A 22,029-nucleotide genomic window follows, 5' to 3' on the forward strand; every position below is an offset into this window, starting at 1 on the left:
TAGGCCAGACGTGGTCTGTCGCGCTTCTGTTATTTGACCATGATCAATTTTGTCCTTCGCCGACTGATGAGCGCCATCCCCACGGTGTTTCTCGTCATCACCATATCCTTCTTCCTGATGCGCTTCGCACCGGGCGGACCGTTTGACGTTGAACGCCCGTTCCCGCCGGACATCATGGCCAACCTGATGAAGACCTATCATCTGGATCAACCGCTGTGGCTGCAATATCTGCATTACCTCGCCAATGCGGTGCGCGGTGATTTTGGCCCATCCTTTATTTACAAGGATAGCACGGTTGCGCAGTTGATTGCGCAGGCCCTGCCCTATTCCATTCAGCTGGGTGGCACAGCACTTTTGATCGCGCTGGTTGGCGGCGTCATCCTTGGCACCATTGCCGCCCTTCGTCAGAATGGCATCATTGATTTTGCGCTGATGTCAGTGTCCACCATTGGCATTACCGTGCCGAACTTCGTGATGGGTCCAGTGCTCACCCTGATTTTTGCGCTGATGCTGTCGTGGCTGCCCGCCGGTGGCTGGGGTGATGGCTCTGCCTATTATCTGGCCCTGCCCATTGCCGTGCTGGCCTTGCCGCAAGTGGCCGTCATTGCCCGCCTTACACGCGGATCCATGATTGAAGCGCTGCACACCGACCATATCCGCACCGCTCGTGCCTATGGCCTGCCATCGCGCACCGTGGTGATTACGCACGCATTGCGCGGAGCCATGCTGCCTGTCGTGTCCTATCTGGCACCTGCCGCTGCCGCCCTATTGACCGGTTCCGCCGTGGTCGAGAGCATTTTCACCATTCCGGGCGTTGGCCGATTCTTTGTCATCGGCGCATTGAACCGCGATTATCCTTTGGTCATGGCAACCGTTGTTCTCGTTGCGGTTTTCGTGATCGTCTTCAACCTGCTGGTCGATGTCGCCTATGGCCTGCTCGATCCGAGGGTCCGTCATGACTGATACCACCATCACCTCCCCCACCATTACAGGCCGCAGCCTCGCCCAATTGGCTCTTCTGCGGTTTCGGCGCAACAAGGCCGCCATGGGTGGCAGCATCATGCTGCTGCTGATTGCGCTGTTTTCCTTCGTTGGCCCGCTGTTTTCGCCTCATAACTACGATCAGGTTTTTCCGTCTTACGTCTCAGTTGCGCCAAGCCTGAAACCGTTTCCTGATCCCGACTCGCTGCAACAAGTGGCCAATGGTGCCGCTGAGCGTGCACGCTTGAAGCTGGAAAGCTTTGAAGTGGCCAAAGGCACGTTTACCGCCAAGATCACCTCGGACAAGCCGATTGATCCGCGCTCGATCCGCTATTTTGATCGTGTCAACGAGTTTAAGAATACCCGCATCACCGACACCACCGCCGATCGATTGTCCATGGTGCTGAGCGGCAATGTTGCCCAGGAATATTTCCCCTTCGGCACAGATAGCAACGGTCGTGACCTACTGGTGCGCGTCATGCTCGGCGGGCAAATCTCCATTGCCGTCGGCATTGCGGCCAGCCTTGTGTCTCTTGGCATTGGCGTCATCTATGGGGCCACCTCGGGCTATCTGGGCGGGCGTGTTGACAACATCATGATGCGCGTCGTTGAAATTCTTTATTCGCTTCCCTTCGTTTTCCTCGTTGTGGTCATGGTGGTGTTTTTCGGACGCTCCATCGTGCTGATCTTCGTGGTGATCGGCGCTGTGCAATGGCTGGAAATGGCCCGCATCGTGCGAGGACAAACCTTGTCGCTCAAACGGCGCGAATTTGTGGGTGCCGCCCAAGCCCTGGGTCTCACCGATTGGCAGATTATTCGCCGTCACATCATTCCCAACACCATTGGGCCTGTGATTGTGTTTGTCACTGTGGTTGTTCCGCATGTGATCCTGACAGAAAGCTTCCTTTCCTTCCTGGGATTGGGTGTTCAGGCACCGCTGGCCAGTTGGGGCACGTTGATTTCCGAAGGGGCAAAGAACATGCAAAATGCACCCTGGTTGCTGATTTTCCCGGCTATTTTCTTTGTGCTCACCCTGTTTTCACTGAACTTCGTGGGCGATGGCCTGCGTGATGCACTTGATCCCAAGGACCGATGAGCATGGACAAGACCAAAAACGAAACCGTGCTGACCGTCAAAAATCTCAAGGTTGATTTCACCACGCCGGATGGCGATGTGAATGCGGTCAAGGGCATTTCATTTGATGTGAAAAAGGGCGAAACGCTGGCTATCGTTGGCGAATCGGGCTCTGGCAAAAGCCAGACCATGATGGCGCTGATGGGCCTTCTGGCCTCCAATGGCAAAGTCACCGGCTCCGCCCGGTATGGCGAAACCGAAATGGTGGGTGCCAGTCTTGCCACGCTCAACAGCGTGCGCGGCTCCAAGATCACCATGATCTTTCAGGAACCGATGACCTCGCTGGACCCGCTGTATAAGGTCGGCAAGCAGATTGCCGAAGCGCTGATTCATCACCGCAAGATGAGCAAGGCCAAAGCGCGTGAACGCGTGCTGGAACTGCTCAATCTGGTCGGGATTCCTGACCCGAACCGCCGCATTGACAGCTATCCGCACGAACTGTCAGGCGGCCAGCGTCAGCGCATCATGATTGCCATGGCATTGGCCAACGAGCCTGACATGCTGATTGCAGATGAGCCAACGACCGCGCTCGACGTCACCATTCAGGCCCAGATTCTGGATCTGCTGGCCGATCTGCAAAAGCGTTTTGGCATGGCCATCGTCCTGATCACCCACGATCTTGGCGTGGTCAAGCACGTTGCAGACCGGGTGGTGGTAATGCGGCGCGGCGAAGTGGTGGAGCATGGCAGCCGCGACGATATTTTTGAGCGCGCAACACAAGACTACACCAAAATGCTGCTGGCCTCCGAGCCAACTGGCACCAAAGCTGCACCGGCAGCCGATGCGCCCGTGATCTTGGAAGGCCGCAATGTTGTGGTCGATTTCAACATCAGCTCGGGCATGTTGTTCAAGGGCACGCGCAAATTCCGCGCCGTGGACCACGTCAATGTGCGGCTGCATCAGGGACAAACCATCGGCATCGTCGGCGAATCCGGCTCTGGCAAGTCCACCCTTGGCCGGGCGCTGTTGAAGCTTTTGGAGGCGGAAGGTCGTTTCAGCTTTGAAACAACCGACATCTCAGCGCTGGACCGCACCGGCATGCGACCGTTTCGCAAAAGCATGCAGCTGGTGTTTCAAGACCCCTACGGCTCACTTTCGCCCCGCCAAACGGTGGGAGAAATCATCACGGAAGGGCTTTATGTGCACGAGCCAACGCTGACCAAAGCGCAGCGTGACGCCCGCGCCGTTGCAGCCTTGAAAGAAGTGGGGCTGGACCCTGCTTCGCGCAATCGCTATCCGCATGAGTTTTCAGGCGGCCAGCGCCAGCGTATTGCCATTGCCCGCTCGATGATTCTGAAGCCCAAAGTGGTTATTCTGGATGAGCCAACATCTGCGCTCGACCGCACAGTCCAGCGGCAGGTGATCGAGCTTTTGCGCGATCTGCAGGAAAAGCACAATCTGTCCTACGTATTCATCAGCCATGACCTATCCGTGATCAGAGCGATTGCAGATCATGTTGTGGTGATGAAAGATGGCAAGATCGTTGAAGAAGGTCCAACGCAGGAGATTTTTGACAATCCTGCTCAGGACTACACCAAGACCTTGATTGCTGCAGCATTTACGCATTAAAAAGACATGGTCGGCCTAAGGGCCGGCCACCCTTCCCAAGGTTGAAATATCCAAGCAAACACTTCATAAGCCCTCCATGAAAAGCAGGAGCGCGATGATGTTGAGGTCATTCTTTCGCAAGCGGAAAACGCTGTTTCTGCATGTCGGAACACATAAGACCGGCACAACCTCGATCCAGGCCTTTTTGGAAACACATGCAGGTGAGCTGGCGCAGCAAGGTATTTACGTGCCAAAGGCCGGGCGGCCCGAGGGCTGTAGCGGCCACCATAAATTCATGTGGCAGATGCTGGAAGATCCGCGAATTGCGCCGAACGACGATGCTGTCGGTGCGCTGATTACGGAGTTGCAGACTGTCGATATGTCGACGGTGATTATTTCCGCTGAGGGTTTGCAATTCCTGTCAGCCCGGCCTGAGATCATGAAGGTTTTTTGTTCGAAGCTGCGCGCACTTGGCTATCGCATCGAACTAATGCTCTTCCTGCGGGAGCGGGAGAGCTATATTACAAGCCTTCACAAGCAGCATAGCAATAGCGGTCAGGGCCAAGGTCTTGCCTGGTATCATCGTGAGGCCGCACGGGCCAATGCCATTCGCCTCTCGCCGATCAAATATTTCGATCTCGATTACAGGCGTCTGGTTCGCAATCTGCGCCGTGGTACGGGCGGACATATCCATGTGCTGGATTACGATGTCTGCAAAGAACGCGGCGGCGTGCTCCCGGATTTTCTAAAATGTCTTGGTGCGAATGAAGCGCTCATCGAAAAAAGCCGCGCTGCCAGCTGGCACAATGTCAGCCGAAGGCGTTCAAAGCTCTGGCCGGACCAATCGGGCCAGGTTGTTACGGTGCCAGAACCTTCAACTCGCCGGGGTGAATTTTAATCTCCACATCGCGCGGCATATGCAGCAATTCACCATCAACAACGCAGACCACGCCCTTTTTATGCTTGGGAAAATGCAGCCGAACACTCTTTGTTTCGGCCGCCATCACCGATTGGTTTTCTGACAGGCGCCCCCGAACAATATCAATCGCCAACCCGGCCACACCAACGGTGTCCAACGGTGCCGCCAGATACACGCCCAGTTGGCCGGTGGTAAGGTCATCGGCGAAAAACAGCGGATTGGTACCAACAGGATTATTGCACACGGAAATGGCTGATACTTCGCGCTTTTCAGAGCGGCCATCACCATTCATGTCAAAGGCCACCTCAAAATGGGGTGGTTTGAACATCACGCTGAGAGCGGCGCTGGCACTGGCGCGCATTTTTCCAAGGCGCGACGCAAAATTCATTCGATTGCGCAGCCGCACCATGCGCGCATGCATGCCCGCAGAAAACTGATGAACATAAGGCTGGCCATTGACAGTTGCGATGTCAACAGAGCGAACCTGTGCCGCAGCCAGCACCTCCAACACCTGCCAGATATCCAAAGGCAGCTTTAAAGAGCGCGCAAACAGGTTCATTGTGCCGGCAGGAACCACGCCCAACGGCAGGCCGGCGCGCCAGGCAATGCCAGCCGCCGTCGAGATGGTGCCATCGCCACCACCCGCCACCAAGGCGTCATAGCCCCCATCTGCGGCAGACTGCATGGCTTCAACAATCTCCCGCCCTGGGACTGCAACACAAGTCAAATCGTGTCCCGCAGATTGAAAGACCTGCATTGCCCGTTGGCAATAGGCGTCCATGTCCGTGGTGCGAAATGTGCCGCCATCCTTGTTAAAGACTGCCTTGATCTTCATCTCTGTTCCTTCAGCTCACAAACGAGCCCCTCACACCTGCGTAGCCCAAGACAATGCATGGAAGCGCAGAAGGTTTCACTTGCGCTTTGCAATTTCACTTGCACCATGCAAATCGCAATTGCGATGAACAAGTTCAAGAGGTCTACAAAATTCCCCTACCGCAGCGCACAATCATGATATAATCGTTTTTTCACGCGAAAGCGGCAGTATTGCAGCGACTCGCTGCAAAGTTATCCATCTGAAAACATCCCCATAAGCGCTATTGCGCCCGGCTAAAGGTAAAACCATGAACGACACCACCCGTTTTGCAAACGCTGGGGGCCATGACAGCATGGCAAGGACTCATTCCAGCCTTCCAGCAAAAACGGTCCTGCTGATCGAGATTGCGCTGGCGGTGGGCGGTTTTGGTATCGGCACCGGGGAGTTTGCCATCATGGGCTTGTTGCCCAATGTGGCGCAGGGGTTTGGTGTCAGCGTGCCAGATGCCGGGCGTGTCATCAGCGCCTATGCTTTGGGTGTGGTGGTGGGTGCCCCGATTATCGCGGTGCTTTCAGCGAAATTGCCGCGCAAAACCTTGCTGCTTTTGCTGATGGGGCTTTTTTCTGTTGGCAATATTGCCAGCGCTTTTGCACCGGGTTTTGCCAGTTTCACAGCACTTCGTTTCATCACCGGCCTGCCGCACGGTGCTTACTTCGGTGTCGCCGCCCTTGTGGCCGCTTCGATGGTGCCGCCCCATAAGCGGGCGCGGGCCGTTGGCCGGGTTATGCTCGGTCTTACCATTGCAACACTGCTTGGCACCCCGATCGCCACGTTCCTTGGGCAAATGATGAGCTGGCGGGCCGCATTTTTGATGGTGGGAGGCGTGGCGGCGCTGACGGTGGCGCTGATTGCTCTTTACCTGCATAAGGATAAGGTGAGCGAAGGGGCCAGCATCAAGCGCGAATTGGGTGCCTTTGCCCGTCTGCAAGTGTGGCTGGCCTTGGCCGTGGCCGCTGTTGGCTTTGGCGGCATGTTTGCCATTTTCAGCTATATCGCCAAAACCACCACGGATACCGCGGGTCTGCCTGCATCAATGGTTGCCGTGATTCTCGCGCTGTTTGGCGTCGGCATGAATGTTGGCAATGTGCTTGGTTCACGCTTGGCCGATTACTCACTCAATGGCACGATTGGCGGCATGCTGGCCTTTAACGTCGTGTTGATGGCGGTGTTTTCACTCACGGCGGCAAATCCTGTGATGCTGTGTATTTGCGTCTTCCTTACCGGCTGCGGTTTTGCCGCCTGCCCTGCCGTTCAGACCCGATTGATGGATGTGGCAGCAGATGCACAAACGCTGGCTGCCGCCTCCAACCACTCGGCGTTCAACATTGCCAACGCGCTTGGCGCGTGGCTGGGCGGCATGGTGATCAGCATGGGCTACGGCTATGGCGCAACCGGCTATGTGGGGTCAGCCCTGTCTTTGGCCGGGCTGATCATATTCCTGATTTCAGTGGCCCTGGAAAAGCGCACCACAGCCACGCATCGCCCTTAGAACACAACATCTGCTCAGGCCTGCAACACGACCACGCGATCACCCACTTTAACGCGATCATAGAGATCAATGACATCATGGTTCATCATGCGGACGCAGCCCGATGACATGGCTTGCCCAATCGACCACGGCTGGTTGGTGCCGTGCAGGCGAAACATGGTGTCATTGCCAGCCCGATAAAGATACATGGCGCGCGCACCCAGCGGATTGTTGGGTCCACCCGGCAAACCGCCAGCATATTTCATGTTCTTTTCGGGGTCTCTGCGCAGCATATTGGGCGTAGGCGTCCAGGTTGGCCATTCTGCTTTGCGGCCCACATAGGCATTCCCTGCCAGCGCATAGCCATTGCGACCCACACCAACGCCGTAGCGGATGGCGCGACCATTGCCCAACACGTAATAGAGCCTGCGGGCGGGCGTATCGACCACCACAGTGCCTGGCGCTTCATGGGTCTCATAGGCCACTTCCTGACGACGCAGTTCTGGCGCAATCTTATCCAGCGCCACGCGCGGCAATGGATGCCGCTCATCCAGCTTATCGCCGTAGAGCGCTTGCTGGGCCTCCTGATTGGTCTTGCAGCCGGCAAGAAACAAGGGCATGCCGAAGATCAAACCGCGCCGAGATAATGTCATGATCTTGCCTTTTTCGAGTCGTTTTCGTGGCAAGAAAATATTGAGTTTATGGTTAACAGACCGTTAAACGCTGTTTCTTTTTTCGGATATCCGAATGTTCACGCTTTTGTGTTTTTCGGCGGGCTGCTGCATTGCAACATCACCATCGGCGCGCCTTGACATTTTCGAAAAACAGGAGCAGCTATCAGAAACGCGCACGACGTCTCGTGGCGCGGATATCAACGGAGTCATCGTCAAGATGCCAAGCGACAGTACCAGTCGATTGTGTTTGCCGTACGCGGCCGCCTTGCTCTGACGTCGTCAGCTTGCCAGGTCGGTTGCGCTACGGCGGATCGACGGAAAGGCGAGCATATGAATATCCAACGCTTTCCCATGAATGCGGGCAATAAAGCTCGCCACCTTCTCAATGACAGCCTCAACGTTGTCAGCGTATCTGAGCGCATCGAGCAAATGAACCGGCTGGATGTGGAAGAGGCCGCACGCCTGCTTGATAGTCTGCCGCAGCCAAAGGCCCTGCGCATCATTGCTCGGCCTGAGCTCAATGACGCGGCAGATATTATTGCCGCTTTGCCATCCGAGCACGCCGTACGTCTCTTGAAAGCCACCGCCCACGACCGCGTGGCCGATATTTTTCAAGACATGAATGAGCGCTGCCGCGTGGCAATTTTTGCCCGCCTCGACCCCGCAACAGCGCATGCCGTTGAGCATTTGATGGCCTATCCGCAGCGCACGGCTGGCTCGATCATGACCACCGAATTTGTCAGCGTCACGGATAATTTCACGGTTGGCGAAACGCTGGCGCATGTGCGCAAGGTGGAAAATGCCAGTGAGACTGTTTACGCCATCTATGTGCTGGACCAGATCAGCAAGCGGTTGATTGGCGTGGTGTCGCTGCGCCGTCTGATCACCGTACCATCAGAAGCTTCGATTCTGTCGGTTGCCCAGCGCGATGGCGTGGTCACGGCAACCGGCCTCACGCCGCAGGAAGAAGTTGCCCGAATGATCCGCCGCAACAACCTTCTGGCTCTGCCCATTGTCGATGAAAATTTTATGATGCTGGGCATTGTCACGGTTGATGACGTGATCGACACCATGATTGCCGACACAACCGAAGACGCCCAGAAATTTGGCGGCATGGAAGCGCTGGGCAAGCCTTACATGCAGATCAGCTTTGCCGGCATGATCAAGAAACGCGCTGGCTGGCTGGCCGCTCTGTTTCTGGGCGAAATGCTCACGGCCAGCGCCATGCAGTATTTTGAAGGTGAGCTGGAAAAGGCAGTGGTGCTGACACTGTTTATTCCGCTGATCATGAGCTCCGGCGGCAATTCCGGCTCGCAGGCCACATCCCTGATCATCAGGGCCTTGGCGGTTGGTGAGTTGAAACTCTCTGACTGGTGGCGGGTGGCGCTGCGCGAATTGCCAACAGGTGTCACGCTTGGCGCTATTCTCGGCTTGGTCGGCTTTGTGCGCATTGCCGTATGGCAGCACATGGGGCTCTATAACTATGGTGACCACTGGTTGCTCGTCGGCTTCACCGTGTTTGCTGCCCTGATCGGCATTGTTACCTTCGGCTCCATGGCAGGCTCCATGTTGCCGTTTTTGCTGCAACGCCTGCGCCTCGACCCTGCCAGCGCCTCAGCCCCGGCTGTGGCAACCTTGGTAGACGTGAGTGGATTGGTGATTTACTTCACCGTGGCGCTGGTGATTTTGAGCGGAACCTTGCTGTAAGCACCGCCTATCCACCTTGAAAAACCGCCCGATCTAGAGTTTGGCAGAGAAAAGTGGAACCGGGTTTTCCCGAAAAGACAAACGAAAACAAAGAAGTTTAGAGACTGTCTGGTTCAATCTGAACCTGACAGTCTCTAAAGCCGGGCGGTCAGCTTTGATCGGCAAGATCAGTATCCCACCAGCGTATTCTTTCCCACATCCTCCTCAACACCTAAAAGAGGTGCCGCACGGGCGATAATGTCGTGGACCATGGGCGCTGCCGTCTCGGTTGCGAGGTTCAAATTGTGCAGGCCCGTCAGCGGCTGGTCAATAATGGCCAGCACCACGTATTTCGGATTGTTTATGGGAAAAGCACCCAAGAAGGAGTTGAAGCTGAGCTTGTGCGAATAGACGCCGTTGATAACCTTATTCGCGGTACCTGTCTTGCCACCCACGTGAAAGCCCATGACATCCGCCGTTCTGCCGGTGCCTTGCTCTCCATTCAATTTGAACAGATAGCGTATGGTGTCGCTGGTGGTTTTCCTGACAATGCTTGTCTCGGTCTTTTCTGCTTCTGCGGCGGTGCGTGGCAGAAATGTTGGCTCAATCAATTCGCCGCCATCCATCAGGGCCGCCCCAGCCACAGCAACTTGCAGGGGTGTGGTTGCCACACCATGGCCGAATGAAACGGTGATCGAGGTTAACTTGCTCCATACACGCGGCAGACTCGGCGTTTTCACCTCCGGCAACTCAGTCTTGAGGCGCGTGAGCAGCCCGAGGCGCGTCAGATACTCCTTCTGCGCATCAATCCCCACAACCTCAATGATCTTTGCCGTGCCAATATTGGAAGAATAGCGAAACACCTCTGGAACGGTCAGGAAACGCCGCGGCACATCGCGGTCATCATGGATGGTGAAACGGCCAATATGCAGCGGACTCGTTGCATCAAACGTATCCGTCAGTTTTACAGAATTGGTGTCAAAGGCCATCGCCATGGAAAAGGTCTTGAAGGTCGAGCCCATCTCAAACGTGCCGTTCGACATGCGATTCAGCCACCCTTGACCGCCCGTTCCTTGCGGATCATTCGGATCAAAGTCCGGCACAGATGCCATCGCCAGCACCTCTCCCGTATGAATATCGAGAACCACTGCCCCCGCAGCCTGTGCCTTATAGGTGGTCAGGGCGTTGCTAATGACATCGTGAACGATATTCTGGACGCGAAGATCAATGGATAGCCGAAACGGCTCAAGGGTGTTTGGTGTTGCAAGGCCCGTCGCAGCCAGATCGGACAATCCTTGAGAATCGATATATTTCTCCATGCCGGAGACGCCATGATTGTCGATATCCACATAACCCAAAACATGCGCAGCCGTTCTGCCACCCGGATAAAAGCGCTTCACCTCCGGGCGAAAGCCGATGGCCGGAAGCCCCAGTTTCATCACCTGATTTTGCTGTTCTGGCGTTAACTGGCGCTCCAGCCAGGCAAAGTGGGATTTTCGGTCAGACAGCTTCTTGTAGAGTGATTTTCGATCCAGGTCTGGAAACAACCCGCAGATTTTCTCCACCGCTTCATCAACATCCACAATGCGATGGGGGTCGGCGAACATCGAAACCGTGCGGATATCGGTGGCCAGGATCTGGCCATTGCGATCCACAATATCCGGCCGCCAGGCAATCTGCACAGGAGGTAGAATTTTTGATATATCGGGCAATGTCTCGGCCCCCATATATCCCAGCTTGGCAAACAGGGCCGCGTAAAACAGCAAGACACCAACCGAAATCACCGCGATCCGAGACTTGGCCTGCCGGTGACGTTTGCGCTCCTCCATGAATTGACGCTTGGTTGATCTCACACTGAACTTAAGTTCCCGGAGGCGACCCGCTTTTGAGCTAAAATGTTGAACAATCGACATCGGCCAGCGCTTCTTGAGAAAACTTAATGCAACGTTAAAATTATAGAGATCGACTTAATGAAGTGTTACTATTTGCCACCCGTGTAAAGCCAATCCCTGGGATGGCATCAACTTTACGTGAAAAGGCACCACATGGGATTGCACTGAAATTTCGCCTGAGCGGGCCGCGTCAAAGCCAAAAATGAAGGCTGAACGGTTTCATAAAAAAGGCCGGGATTTCTCCCGGCCTTCTTCATTCAAATTCCGTCAATCGTTCTGACCCAACCATGGGGATCATTGCTTTTGCCGCGCTGAATGCTGACAAGCTGCTCACGGATTTTGGTCGTCACGGGGCCGGTTTCGCCGGTGCCAATCTGGAAATTCCCTTGGGTGAATTTCACCTCGCCAATACCCGCCACCACAGCGGCGGTGCCGCAGGCGAAGGCTTCCTTGAGCTTGCCGCTCTTGGCGTCTGCCTGCCATTCCGCAAAGGAATAGGGCCGCTCGTTGACTGTCATGCCCTGATCACGCAGCAATGACAGCAGGGAGTTGCGGGTAATGCCGGGCAGGATGGTGCCGCCCAGCGGCGGGGTGACCAGCGAACCATCGTCCATGACGAAAAACACGTTCATGCCGCCCAGTTCTTCCACCCACTTATGCTCGGCAGCATCCAGAAACGCCACCTGATCACAACCGTGCTCGACCGCTTCCTGCTGGGCAATGAGGCTGGCCGCGTAATTGCCACCGCATTTGGCAGCACCGGTGCCACCGGGGGCTGCGCGGGTGTAGTTTTCCGACACCCAAATTTTCACCGCCTTGGCCCCGCCCTTGAAATAGGGACCAACAGGCGACGCGATCACGCAGAAGATATAATCGCGGGCCGGGCGAACGCCCAGGAAAGCTTCCGTGGCAAACATGAAGGGACGCAGATACAGACTGCCCTCGCCTTCTGGAATCCACTTGGCATCGGCTTTAACCAGATGATCAATCGCGCCCAGAAACAGCTCTTGCGGAATTTCCGGCATGGCCATGCGCTTGGCCGATTCGTTAAATCGACGAGCGTTTTCATCCGGACGAAACAACACAACTTTGCCTTCGCCAGTGCGATAGGCCTTCATGCCTTCAAAGATTTCCTGCGCGTAATGCAATACGGCAGCAGCGGGATCAATGGCAAAGGGGCCGCGTGCGGTCACCTCGGCAGAATGCCAGCCCTTCACCACATTCCAGTGAATGACCGCCATGTGGTCGGAAAACAGTGTACCAAAGCCCAGGCTCTGAAACGCTTGCAAGCGCTCATCTTCTGGCATGGGGTTTGGGTTGGGCTTAATGGTAAATTCTGATGGCACGACTTCGGCAGACATGACGGGTGACCTCTTGAAATCAATCGATAGGTCAGCAATGCTGACCTATCTCATTTTATCTATAGAGGAACATCACCTTTCACAAGCCATTTCAAGGCCAAACCGTGTATTTTCATCGAAACATTCTATATTTGGATAGACCGGCCCTTCGCCTCCTTTTTTGAACGGAGGTCCGTGCGGCCCAATTCATCCAAACATTACATATTTGGATAAACTGGTCCTTCGCCTCCTTGTGGCGGCACCCAGGTGATGTTCTGGTTCGGGTCTTTGATATCGCAGGTTTTACAATGAACGCAGTTCTGAGCGTTGATGACAAAGCTTTCCTCGCCATCCTTCTCCACCCACTCATAGACGCCTGCAGGACAATAACGACTGGATGGCCCACCATACACGCCAAGCTCAGACGATTTCTGCAAGGCCATATCCTTGACCTTCAAATGCACCGGCTGATCTTCTTCGTGGTTGGTGTTGGACAAAAACACCGACGACAGACGATCAAATGTCAGCACACCATCGGGCTTGGGGTAGTCGATCTTCTTGTGCTTGGCTGCTGGCTCCAGGCTTTGCGCATCGGTTTTTCCATGCTTGAGCGTGCCGAGGAATGAGAAGCCAAACAACTGGTTGGTCCACATATCCAACCCGCCCAAGCCGACGCCAATGGCTGTGCCAAACTTCGACCACAACGGCTTCACATTGCGCACCCGCTTCAGATCCTTGCCAATATCGCCATCGCGCCAGCTGTTTTCAATTTCAATCGGCTCGTCATTGGCACGGCCAGCGTTGATCGCCTCGGCAATCTTTTCAGCGGCCAGCATGCCCGACAAGACGGCGTTGTGGCTGCCCTTGATGCGGGGCACGTTGACCATGCCCGCCGAGCAGCCCAGCAGCGCGCCGCCGGGGAAGGACAGTTTCGGCACTGACTGATAGCCACCTTCGGTAATTGCGCGCGCGCCATAAGAAATGCGCTTCGCCCCTTCAAATGTGTCGCGAATAGCCGGATGCGTCTTAAAGCGCTGGAACTCCTCAAAAGGGAACAGATACGGATTTTTGTAATTCAGGTGCGTCACAAAGCCGACCGCCACCTGATTATCCTCCAGATGATAGAGGAAGGAACCACCGCCCGTTTTCATGTCCAGCGGCCAGCCAAAGGAATGCTGCACCAGACCCGGCTTATGATGCTCTGGCTTGACCTGCCAGAGCTCCTTGATGCCAAGACCAAACTTCTGCACATCGCTGTCACGCGAGAGATCGAACTTGGCAATAAGCTGCTTGGCCAGTGAGCCGCGCACGCCTTCGCCGATCAGCACATATTTGCCCAGCAGTTCCATGCCGCGGGTATAGTTGGGGCCGGGTTCGCCATTTTTCTCAATACCCATATCACCGGTGGCAACACCAATCACCGCACCGGCGTCATTATAGAGCACTTCGGTAGCGGCAAAGCCTGGATAAATATCCACGCCCAGAGCTTCCGCGTGGCCCGCCAGCCAGCGACAGACATTGCCCAGCGAGACAATGTAATTGCCGTGATTGTTCATCAACGGCGGCATCAGCACGTTGGGCAGACGAACAGACCCCGCTGGCCCCAGAAACAGGAAATGATCGGCAGTCACTTCGGTCTTGAAGGGATGATCAGCCTCGCTGCGCCAATCGGGCAAGAGCCTGTCAACACCAATCGGGTCCACCACGGCACCGGAGAGGATATGCGCGCCAACTTCCGCCCCCTTCTCCAACACCACGACGGACAGCTCAGGGTTCACCTGTTTCAGCCGAATGGCGGCAGAAAGACCCGCTGGCCCCGCCCCGACAATCACCACATCAAATTCCATGCTCTCGCGCTCTGGCAGCTCTTGTTCGTTCATTTTTTCTCTCCGCTCGGCGTGGTCCCAGTGTTGTACTCTTACTTGTCAAATCGTGCTTAGCTTGTCGAGCCACGACACCGACGACAGGTTCGCGAAATTTTCGCACGCTACTATGAGCTAAGAGAATAGCTAACTCTTACGTGCACGTAAACTATTTGATCGTAATCCCGCGTAATTGCCAAAATTGACACCTTTGTCCATTCCATGCAAATCGAGGCGAGCGGATCTTGGGGGCCAAAATGACGAAATACACGAGTGAAGATGTAGCAGAACTGGCGAATACCATTCAGCAAGCTGAAGGGCGTTTCATTTTCCTGACGGGTGCCGGGATGTCTGTTTCGGCTGGAATTCCAACGGCAAATGGCATCATTCAAGAGATCCATCAGAAATTTCCGCAGCGTTTTGATCGCATGGATGCCAAATCCAAATGGGATTATTATCTCTGCATGCAAAAGCTACCGCCGAGCGAGAGAAAGCGTCTGCTGAGTGCGCATCTCGCGGCCTCAAAAATCAATTGGGCGCATATTGCCTTGGCAGGGATGATCAAGGCCAATCTGGTCAAGCGGGTCGTGACCTTCAATTTTGACAATATTCTGGCCCGCGCCTGCGGCCTACTGGGCCAATATCTGGCAACCTATGACTATGGTGTTGCGCCAAACGAGCGCACGGATTTCATTGCCGACCCTTCCATTGTTCACCTTCACGGCCAGGGTGCAGCGCAGGTGATGAAGAATACGGTGGCTGAAGCAGAGGCGCACGCCCATAAAGTGGAGCCTCTGATCTCGGATCTGTTTTCCGACAACCACCTGATTGTGTTGGGCTATAGCGGCCGGACCGATCATATTTTCCCGCTGCTTGAAAAATACTACACCGGCGAGACGCACATCTATTGGATCGGCCACAGCGAAGAGCCAGATGCGCATCTGACATCGCTTCTCAAGCAGAATTATTGCCACTATCTCGGTGGCGCTGACGCTGACCGCTTCATGATTGATCTGGCACAGGAGCTTTATTGCTTCCCGCCTGAAGTCATTGCCGATCCTGCTGGCCACCTGATCTCCGAATTGAGCGATATTACCGCGTTTCCGCTGGAAAAGATCGACGCCGCCAAGGATATTCTCGGCAGCACAATTGAGCGCCTGCGCGAAAATCAAGGCGCTTTGCAGCTCAGCTTTGTGCAAAATGCCGTTTTGCAAGGCCGTCCAGAAGACATCATTACCCAGAATGAAAGTTCGCTGGAGTATGGAGACCGCAAACTCTTTGAATCAAAGAACGATAGCGACATCCATGCTTGGGCACATTTCTCCAAAGGCTATCGCCTGAGCAAAAGCTCCGAAAAGGCCGATGATCTCGAACTGCTGATCAATGCGACAGCCGAGTACAGCAAGGCTGTCAGCCTTAAGCCGGACTTTTCCGAAGCCTTGAACAATTGGGGCATTGTTTTGGCAAAACAGGCTTGGATTCAGCAAGATGCCAGCCTGTTTACCCAAGCCATCGACAAATTCCAGCGTGCCAACCAAATCAAGCAGGATGATCCGGGCACTCTTAACAATTGGGGCAACACCCTGTCTGATCTGGCAAAGATGAAGCAGGACGAGAACCTATTCGTGCAGGCCTGCGAGAAATACCAGCGCGCCAATCAATTGCGGCCCGATTCGGCTGGCACGTTCAACAACTGGGGCAATTCGCTGGCCAATCTCGCTTCGTTGCAGCAGGACGAAAGCCTGTTCATTCAGTCTATCGAGAAATACGAGCGTGCTAACCAGCGCCGGGAAAACCATCCTGGCACCTTTAACAACTGGGGTAACGCACTGACAAATCTCGCTAAACTGATGCAGGATGAAGAACTGTTCCGTCAGGCCATCGAGAAATTTGAACGCGCCAATGATCTCAGCCCGGAAGATCCAGATACATTCCAGAACTGGGGCAATGCGCTGACAAACCTCGCCAAGCTCAAACAAGATGAAGAGCTTTTCAAGCTGGCCATCGAGAAGTTTGAACATGCGAATCAGTTGACGCTCAATCGCAGCAGCGCGCTAGCGGCTTGAGTTTTCTGTTGCAATTTGGCACGATAGTATAATCAATGTAGAGGCCTTCGTTCATCATGAGCGGAGGTCTCAGTTTATAACCTCTGTTTTTGACTCACAAATTTTAAGCTAATTGCGCATTTTGCGGATGCCGTCTGTGAGCGAGATAGAGCAATTTTGCATAACTCGCGCATGGATGGCTCTCTTTTCCATCACACTGCGCCATAGACAAAGGACACGTCCCCATGGATCTTGGCATTTCCGGTAAACGCGCTCTGGTTCTCGCTGCATCACGCGGCTTGGGCCTTGGGATTGCCAAGGCATTGGCAGCCGAGGGCGCCCATGTGTTGATCTGTGGTCGGACGGAAGAAAAGCTCAAAGCCAATTGCGCAGAGATCACAGCGGCTGGCGGCACGGCGCATTATGTTGTGGCCGATCTTGCCGACGCCCATTTTGTCGACACCATGGTCACGGCGGTCTCCGACAAGCTCGGTGGCATTGATATTTTGGTCAACAACACCGGCGGTCCAACACCCGGCACAGCAGAAGACATGAATGCCGAGAAGCTCTACAGCTTCTTCCAATCCATGGTGGTCCGGGTCATCACACTCACCAATGCGCTGCTGCCGCAGATGAAAAGCCAAGGCTTTGGTCGCATCCTCACGGTTGCATCATCGGGCGTTATTGAGCCGATTGGCAATCTGGCGCTTTCCAATACGTTGCGTGGAGCCTTGGTGGGGTGGAACAAAACCCTGTCAACGGAGGTCGCAGGGTTCGGCATTACCGCCAATCTGTTGCTGCCCGGACGGATCCATACGGACCGCATCGATGAGCTGGATGGTGCCAATGCAAAACGGCAGGGCAAGTCCTTGGAAGAGGTGCGGACAGCCTCGGTCAAAACCATTCCGGCCGGGCGGCTTGGCACTGTGGATGAATTTGCGGCTGCCGGGGCATTCCTGTGTTCAACCCCTGCCAGCTACATAACGGGCACCATGCTGCGGGTTGATGGCGGCGCTGCCAAATCCCTTTAAAGTCGATTTAAACGGGTGATGAATTGTAAAATTCATCACCAAATCGGTTACATTACAATATTGTAAGGAAAAATCACCGCTTCTTGATGGAAAAGCGGGCATCCTGTTATTTTTGTATTGCACAATTTGATTGATGATAGAGCGTTGAACACTCACTCGCGTCATCAGGCTTTCAAAAATGAAAAAATTCTGGACTGCTTCCAGCATCATAGCAATCCTTGCCGTTGGCGGCTGGCTTTACCGCGATCATATTCCCTTCCTTGCAAAACTGGACTCCCACCAGGAACAGACCAAGGCGGCTTCCGGTCAAAAGCCAGAGTCGAGCCAGGGCACCAACCGCGGCGGCGGCAAACGCAACGGCGGCCCAACATCTGTAAAAACCGTTGCCGCTACACTGGGCGACTTACCAATGGACGCAACGGCAACAGGCTGGGCCGAAGCGGAAGACACAACCACCATTGCAGCCCTGCAAGCAGGCTTGATCGAAGATATCGTGGCGCAGGATGGCCAGGACGTTAAGGCGGGCGATTTGATTGCCCGTATGGACGACCGTGTCGCGCGCGCCACCGTCGATAAGGATCGCGCCAATATTGTCAGCGATCAGGCAAGTCTCGTTGAAGCTGAAACAGCACTTCAGCGGGCCGAGAGCCTGGTTAAGCAAAATGCGCAATCACAACAGACCTACGATCAGGCAAAGGCGGCGCGCGATTCTGCCGTGGGCAAGGTGGATGCCGACAAGGCAACACTTGCTTCCGATCTTGTGGCACTGGACCATATGAAAATCCGAGCCCCTTACGATGGCCGTCTCGGCAGCATCCAATTGAGCAATGGGGCCTATGTCAGCGCAGGCACGGCTATTGTTACCATCACACGTTACAACCCGATCTATATCAAGTTCCCTATGCCTCAACGCTATCTGCCGCAGCTTCATCAGGCGTTTTCATCCGGCAATCAGGTTGCTGTGGATGTGGACCCCGCTGCGACGGGTGGTGTGCCAGTGCGCGGAAAATTATCGTTCTTTGACAATAGTGTCGACAGCTCCTCGGGCACGATTACAGTCAAGGCCGAGTTTGAAAACAACAAGGGTATACTCTGGCCGGGCCAGAGCGCCAATGTGACTGTGCGCTTTGTCAGCAATGAAAAGAACATCATTGTACCAACAGTGGCCGTGCGCCCCGGTGCCGATGGATATTTCGTCTACACCGTCGATGACAAAAGCAAAGTGCATGCCACAAAGGTGGAAGTTGCCCGCACCAATGGCGACAGCACGGCAATTGCATCCGGCCTGAAAGAAGGCCAGCATGTGATCGTTGAAGGTCAGGTGCAATTGGCGGATGGGCAAACCGTGCTGGAGCAGTTTGGTGATCAAACGGCCAGCACCGGCAAGGCTGGCGGCAAACATCAACAGACAGCTGAAAACATGCAGAAGGAAGCGTCACAATGATACCTGCATTCTGCATCAACCGCCCGGTCGCGACAATCCTTCTTGCTATTGGCATTGTTCTCGCCGGGCTTGCGGGCTATCGGCTTTTGCCGGTTGCAGCGCTTCCAAAGGTTGACTTTCCCACCATCAACGTCACGGCTTCGCTCTCTGGTGCATCTCCGGAAACCATGGCAACATCGGTTGCAACGCCGCTGATAAAACAGTTTGAAACCATCCCCGGCATCAGCGAAATCAGCGCCAGCAACTCGTTGGGCAATAGCTCCATCGTCATTCAATTTGACCTGAACCGCGATATTGATGCGGCTGCTGCCGATGTGCAGGCGGCAATTTCGCGCTCCACGCGTCAGCTGCCCAGCAATATGACGACAGCGCCAAGCTATCGCAAAAGCAACCCTGCCGATGCGCCTGTGCTGCTTTTGGCCGTTAACAGCGATGAAATGCCACGAAGCCAAGTGGATTCCATTGCGGAAAACATCATTTCGCCGCTGCTCTCCACACTCAATGGTGTTGCTCAGGTCAGCATTTACGGCTCGCAAACCTATGCAGTGCGCATTGGTGTTGACCCGTCGAAGCTGCAGGCACGGGGCCTTGGCGTCGATACGCTGACAACAGCCATTGCCAACGCCAACAATCAGGTTCCCGTCGGGGCGCTCGCCAGCGATCAACAACAAATCACCATTGATGCCAATACCCAGCGCACCAATGCAGCCGAGTTCAAAACGCTGGTTGTTGCCAACAGCAATGGTGCCCCTATCCACCTGTCCGATGTTGCAACTGTCACCGACAGCGTCGCCAATCTTGATGCTGGCAGCTGGTTTGACGGAAAACAGGCTATTATTCTGGCAGTTCAGCGCCAACCCGATGCCAATACCGTTGATGTGGTGGATTCAATTCTGGCAAAGCTGCCTGCGTTGAAACAACAATTGCCGCCATCGCTGAAGATCAATGTCATGAACGACACATCAAAATCGATCCGCGAGTCGATCCATGATGTGCAGTTCACCCTGTTTCTCACCATCGGCCTGGTGATTCTGGTGATCTATCTGTTCACCGGCCATCTCACCGCAACACTCATTCCCGGTCTTGCCGTTCCATTGTCGCTGATTGCGACGTTTGGGGGCATGTATGTGCTTGGGTACAGTATCGACAACATCTCGCTCCTCGGCCTTACCCTTTCGGTCGGTCTGGTGGTGGATGACGCTATTGTTATGCTGGAAAATATTCTGCGCTACCGGGAACAGGGAATGCCCGCACGCGAGGCGGCCCTGAAAGGTGCTGCCGAAGTCAGCTACACCATTGTCTCCATGTCGATTTCTCTGGTGGCGGTGTTTATTCCCATTTTGCTGATGGGCGGCGTTGTGGGACGCCTGTTTAATGAGTTTGGCATGGTGGTCACACTGGCCATTATGGCATCCGTGCTGGTATCGCTGACTGTAACGCCCATGCTGGCGGCACGCCTGTCAGGCCATTCCAGCAACCCGCCATTTTTGGTGCGGTGGTTTGATATTGGCTTTGCCAAAACATTGTCTGGCTACGATGCCGCAGTCATTTGGTGCCTGAAGCATCGCTTTTCCGTGCTGATGGTGTTTTTGGCGTCGGTGGCCAGCTCGATCTTTTTGTTTGAAACCTTGCCTTCCAGCTTCTTTCCGCAGGAAGACACCGGGCGCCTGACGATTTCGACCCGGGCGCGCGAAGATATTTCCTATGGGGCCATGCGTGCCTTGCAAGATCAAGTGGCTGCTGTGGTCAAGGCTGATCCCGCTGTTGACCATGTGACGTCCATTGTCGGCGGCAGCAGCCGCAGCCCTCTCAACAATGGAACGCTTTTTGTTCAGCTCAAGGATAAGGACCAACGGCCGCTCTTGAACGACACGGTCAACAGTCTGCGCCAGAAGCTTTCCAAGATTGCCGGTATCAAGAGCTACATCTCGCCTCAGCAAAACCTGCGCTTCGGCGGGCGCAGCACGGCCAGCCAATATCAGTTGGTGATTCAAGCATTGAATGCGGCAACCACCAACGAGTGGTCCTCCAAAATTCAGACGGCCATGCGTCGTGATCCAGAGTTCACGGATGTGACCAGTGATGCGCAAAATAATGCCATTGCTGCCACCATCAACATTGATAACAGCAAGGCCGCCGCCTTTGGCATTACCAACGACCAATTGCGCAAAACGCTGGAAATGGCGTTTAGCGGTTATACGGCCGCCCAGATTCAATCGACCGGCGACAGCTATAACGTCATTGTGGAATTCGACCGTGCCAGACAATGGGACGATCAGTTCCTGCGTGACATCCGCGTGAGGTCGTCCTCCACAGGCACGCTGGTGCCATTGTCAAACTTCGCAACGGTTCAGCGCAAATCGGCACCGGTCACCATCAACCAAACCGGCCAGCTGGTTTCAACAACGGTCTCGTTCAATCTTCCTGATGGCGTATCACTCAGTGATGCGACCGCAAAAATTGACGCGATCAAACAGGAGCTTGGCGTTCCCAATGACGTTTTCACCTCCTATGGCGGCACGGCAGCTATCTTCAAACAATCGCAGGGCAATACCGGCCTGCTGATTTTGGCGGCCGTGATTACCATCTACGTCGTGCTGGGTGTCTTGTATGAAAGCTTCATTCATCCGCTCACCATTCTATCCGGTCTTCCAGCCGCGGCCCTTGGTGCGCTGCTGGCGTTGAAGGTGATGAATTTCGACATGTCGGTCATTGCCCTGATCGGCTTGCTGATGCTGATCGGTATCGTCAAGAAAAACGCGATCATGATGATCGACGTGGCGGTGGAGCTCATTCGAGAGCATGGCGAAACACCGGCAAAGGCCATTCACGAGGCTTGTGTTCGACGGTTCCGCCCGATCATGATGACCACATTCTGTGCACTTCTTGGCGCTTTGCCAATTGCCCTTGGCCAGGGCGCCAGCTCTGAATTGCGGCAACCTCTGGGTATTGCCGTCGTTGGCGGTCTGCTGGTGTCGCAGCTTTTGACGTTGTTCATCACGCCTGTGATCTTTGTGGAAATGGATCGTATGGGGAAATTCCTCACACGCCTGTTCTCTCGCAAAGATGATCACCATCCGGCCAACACCGAAGACGGACCGTCAAAACCCGCCATGGCCGCAGAATAACCA

At 54.8% G+C, this 22,029-nt stretch carries 16 protein-coding genes; 11 read left to right on the plus strand and 5 right to left on the minus strand.

The window, feature by feature from the left end; all coding sequences use genetic code 11:
• Positions 1 to 39: 39 nt before the first annotated feature.
• The 4 genes from oppB to BJF95_RS00895 all read left to right on the plus strand — a co-directional run bounded on the left by oppB (position 40) and on the right by BJF95_RS00895 (position 4,561).
• Positions 40 to 963: an oligopeptide ABC transporter permease OppB gene (gene oppB, locus BJF95_RS00880; RefSeq protein WP_075637562.1), complete on the plus strand. Its 924-nt coding sequence runs from the start codon at positions 40 to 42 to the stop codon at positions 961 to 963.
• Positions 956 to 2,077 (plus strand): ABC transporter permease, encoded by a 1,122-nt coding sequence (locus BJF95_RS00885; protein ID WP_075637563.1) that lies wholly within the window; start codon positions 956 to 958, stop codon positions 2,075 to 2,077. Before oppB ends, BJF95_RS00885 begins: the two co-directional genes overlap by 8 nt.
• 2 nt (positions 2,078 to 2,079) lie before the next feature.
• Positions 2,080 to 3,684, plus strand: a complete 1,605-nt coding sequence (locus BJF95_RS00890; RefSeq protein WP_075637630.1) for an ABC transporter ATP-binding protein — start codon at positions 2,080 to 2,082, stop codon at positions 3,682 to 3,684.
• Positions 3,685 to 3,781: 97 nt separating this feature from the next.
• Entirely contained in the window at positions 3,782 to 4,561 is a 780-nt protein-coding gene (locus BJF95_RS00895) for a hypothetical protein (RefSeq protein WP_139317350.1), read from the plus strand.
• Here the strand turns inward: BJF95_RS00895 and BJF95_RS00900 are convergent.
• On the minus strand, positions 4,521 to 5,417 hold the full coding sequence (locus tag BJF95_RS00900) for a diacylglycerol/lipid kinase family protein (RefSeq protein ID WP_075637565.1): 897 nt from the start codon (positions 5,415 to 5,417) through the stop codon (positions 4,521 to 4,523). The two genes, BJF95_RS00895 and BJF95_RS00900, sit on opposite strands and share 41 nt — an antisense overlap.
• A gap of 331 nt (positions 5,418 to 5,748) precedes the next feature.
• Here BJF95_RS00900 and BJF95_RS00905 point away from each other — a divergent pair, with 331 nt between their 5' ends.
• The gene (locus BJF95_RS00905; RefSeq protein ID WP_075637631.1) at positions 5,749 to 6,945 is read left to right on the plus strand and encodes an MFS transporter; all 1,197 of its coding nucleotides are present in this window, start codon (positions 5,749 to 5,751) and stop codon (positions 6,943 to 6,945) included.
• Positions 6,946 to 6,959: 14 nt separating this feature from the next.
• Here BJF95_RS00905 and BJF95_RS00910 read toward each other — a convergent pair whose 3' ends face one another.
• Complete coding sequence (locus BJF95_RS00910) at positions 6,960 to 7,577, minus strand: L,D-transpeptidase (protein WP_075637566.1); 618 nt, start codon at positions 7,575 to 7,577, stop codon at positions 6,960 to 6,962.
• Positions 7,578 to 7,671: 94 nt separating this feature from the next.
• Between BJF95_RS00910 and BJF95_RS23735 the strand changes: the two genes are divergently transcribed.
• Both BJF95_RS23735 and mgtE read left to right on the plus strand, forming a co-directional pair.
• On the plus strand, positions 7,672 to 7,872 hold the full coding sequence (locus BJF95_RS23735; RefSeq protein WP_139317351.1) for a hypothetical protein: 201 nt from the start codon (positions 7,672 to 7,674) through the stop codon (positions 7,870 to 7,872).
• Between the two features lie 56 nt (positions 7,873 to 7,928).
• On the plus strand, positions 7,929 to 9,305 hold the full coding sequence (gene mgtE, locus BJF95_RS00915; protein WP_075637567.1) for a magnesium transporter: 1,377 nt from the start codon (positions 7,929 to 7,931) through the stop codon (positions 9,303 to 9,305).
• Between the two features lie 167 nt (positions 9,306 to 9,472).
• Here the strand turns inward: mgtE and BJF95_RS00920 are convergent, their stop codons facing one another.
• From BJF95_RS00920 to BJF95_RS00930, 3 genes are all read right to left on the minus strand, one after another.
• Positions 9,473 to 11,113 carry a peptidoglycan D,D-transpeptidase FtsI family protein gene (locus BJF95_RS00920; protein ID WP_245297204.1) on the minus strand — a complete coding sequence of 547 codons (1,641 nt, stop codon included), beginning with the start codon at positions 11,111 to 11,113 and terminating at the stop codon, positions 9,473 to 9,475.
• Between the two features lie 320 nt (positions 11,114 to 11,433).
• Positions 11,434 to 12,537: a branched-chain amino acid aminotransferase gene (locus BJF95_RS00925; protein WP_075637569.1), complete on the minus strand. Its 1,104-nt coding sequence runs from the start codon at positions 12,535 to 12,537 to the stop codon at positions 11,434 to 11,436.
• A 197-nt stretch (positions 12,538 to 12,734) separates the two neighbouring features.
• Positions 12,735 to 14,396 (minus strand): electron transfer flavoprotein-ubiquinone oxidoreductase, encoded by a 1,662-nt coding sequence (locus BJF95_RS00930; RefSeq protein ID WP_075637570.1) that lies wholly within the window; start codon positions 14,394 to 14,396, stop codon positions 12,735 to 12,737.
• Positions 14,397 to 14,635: 239 nt separating this feature from the next.
• On the opposite strand from BJF95_RS00930, the gene BJF95_RS00935 reads away from it, so the two are divergent.
• The 4 genes from BJF95_RS00935 (at position 14,636) to BJF95_RS00950 (ending at position 22,026) form a co-directional block, all read left to right on the plus strand.
• On the plus strand, positions 14,636 to 16,444 hold the full coding sequence (locus tag BJF95_RS00935) for an SIR2 family protein (protein WP_075637571.1): 1,809 nt from the start codon (positions 14,636 to 14,638) through the stop codon (positions 16,442 to 16,444).
• 224 nt (positions 16,445 to 16,668) lie between these two features.
• A complete protein-coding gene (locus BJF95_RS00940) occupies positions 16,669 to 17,454 on the plus strand; it encodes an SDR family oxidoreductase (protein ID WP_075637572.1) in 786 nt (261 codons plus the stop codon).
• A gap of 178 nt (positions 17,455 to 17,632) precedes the next feature.
• Complete coding sequence (locus BJF95_RS00945; protein WP_075637573.1) at positions 17,633 to 18,898, plus strand: efflux RND transporter periplasmic adaptor subunit; 1,266 nt, start codon at positions 17,633 to 17,635, stop codon at positions 18,896 to 18,898.
• A complete protein-coding gene (locus tag BJF95_RS00950; RefSeq protein ID WP_075637574.1) occupies positions 18,895 to 22,026 on the plus strand; it encodes an efflux RND transporter permease subunit in 3,132 nt (1,043 codons plus the stop codon). The genes BJF95_RS00945 and BJF95_RS00950 overlap by 4 nt, the downstream gene beginning before the upstream one ends.
• Positions 22,027 to 22,029: the final 3 nt, after the last annotated feature.

It is taken from the genome of Rhizobium oryziradicis (genome assembly GCF_001939045.1).
GTDB lineage: Bacteria > Pseudomonadota > Alphaproteobacteria > Rhizobiales > Rhizobiaceae > Allorhizobium > Allorhizobium oryziradicis.

What these genes read in the sequence shown, in the direction of transcription:
- BJF95_RS00935 (WP_075637571.1), top strand. Translation starts at nt 14,636, where the DNA reads ATGACGAAATACACGAGTGAAGATGTAGCAGAACTGGCGAATACCATT.
- BJF95_RS00920 (WP_245297204.1), bottom strand. Translation starts at nt 11,113, where the DNA reads ATGGAGGAGCGCAAACGTCACCGGCAGGCCAAGTCTCGGATCGCGGTG.
- BJF95_RS00925 (WP_075637569.1), bottom strand. Translation starts at nt 12,537, where the DNA reads ATGTCTGCCGAAGTCGTGCCATCAGAATTTACCATTAAGCCCAACCCA.
- BJF95_RS00890 (WP_075637630.1), top strand. Translation starts at nt 2,080, where the DNA reads ATGGACAAGACCAAAAACGAAACCGTGCTGACCGTCAAAAATCTCAAG.
- BJF95_RS23735 (WP_139317351.1), top strand. Translation starts at nt 7,672, where the DNA reads ATGTTCACGCTTTTGTGTTTTTCGGCGGGCTGCTGCATTGCAACATCA.
- BJF95_RS00905 (WP_075637631.1), top strand. Translation starts at nt 5,749, where the DNA reads ATGGCAAGGACTCATTCCAGCCTTCCAGCAAAAACGGTCCTGCTGATC.
- BJF95_RS00900 (WP_075637565.1), bottom strand. Translation starts at nt 5,417, where the DNA reads ATGAAGATCAAGGCAGTCTTTAACAAGGATGGCGGCACATTTCGCACC.
- BJF95_RS00940 (WP_075637572.1), top strand. Translation starts at nt 16,669, where the DNA reads ATGGATCTTGGCATTTCCGGTAAACGCGCTCTGGTTCTCGCTGCATCA.
- oppB (WP_075637562.1), top strand. Translation starts at nt 40, where the DNA reads ATGATCAATTTTGTCCTTCGCCGACTGATGAGCGCCATCCCCACGGTG.
- mgtE (WP_075637567.1), top strand. Translation starts at nt 7,929, where the DNA reads ATGAATATCCAACGCTTTCCCATGAATGCGGGCAATAAAGCTCGCCAC.
- BJF95_RS00950 (WP_075637574.1), top strand. Translation starts at nt 18,895, where the DNA reads ATGATACCTGCATTCTGCATCAACCGCCCGGTCGCGACAATCCTTCTT.
- BJF95_RS00910 (WP_075637566.1), bottom strand. Translation starts at nt 7,577, where the DNA reads ATGACATTATCTCGGCGCGGTTTGATCTTCGGCATGCCCTTGTTTCTT.
- BJF95_RS00885 (WP_075637563.1), top strand. Translation starts at nt 956, where the DNA reads ATGACTGATACCACCATCACCTCCCCCACCATTACAGGCCGCAGCCTC.
- BJF95_RS00930 (WP_075637570.1), bottom strand. Translation starts at nt 14,396, where the DNA reads ATGAACGAACAAGAGCTGCCAGAGCGCGAGAGCATGGAATTTGATGTG.
- BJF95_RS00895 (WP_139317350.1), top strand. Translation starts at nt 3,782, where the DNA reads ATGTTGAGGTCATTCTTTCGCAAGCGGAAAACGCTGTTTCTGCATGTC.
- BJF95_RS00945 (WP_075637573.1), top strand. Translation starts at nt 17,633, where the DNA reads ATGAAAAAATTCTGGACTGCTTCCAGCATCATAGCAATCCTTGCCGTT.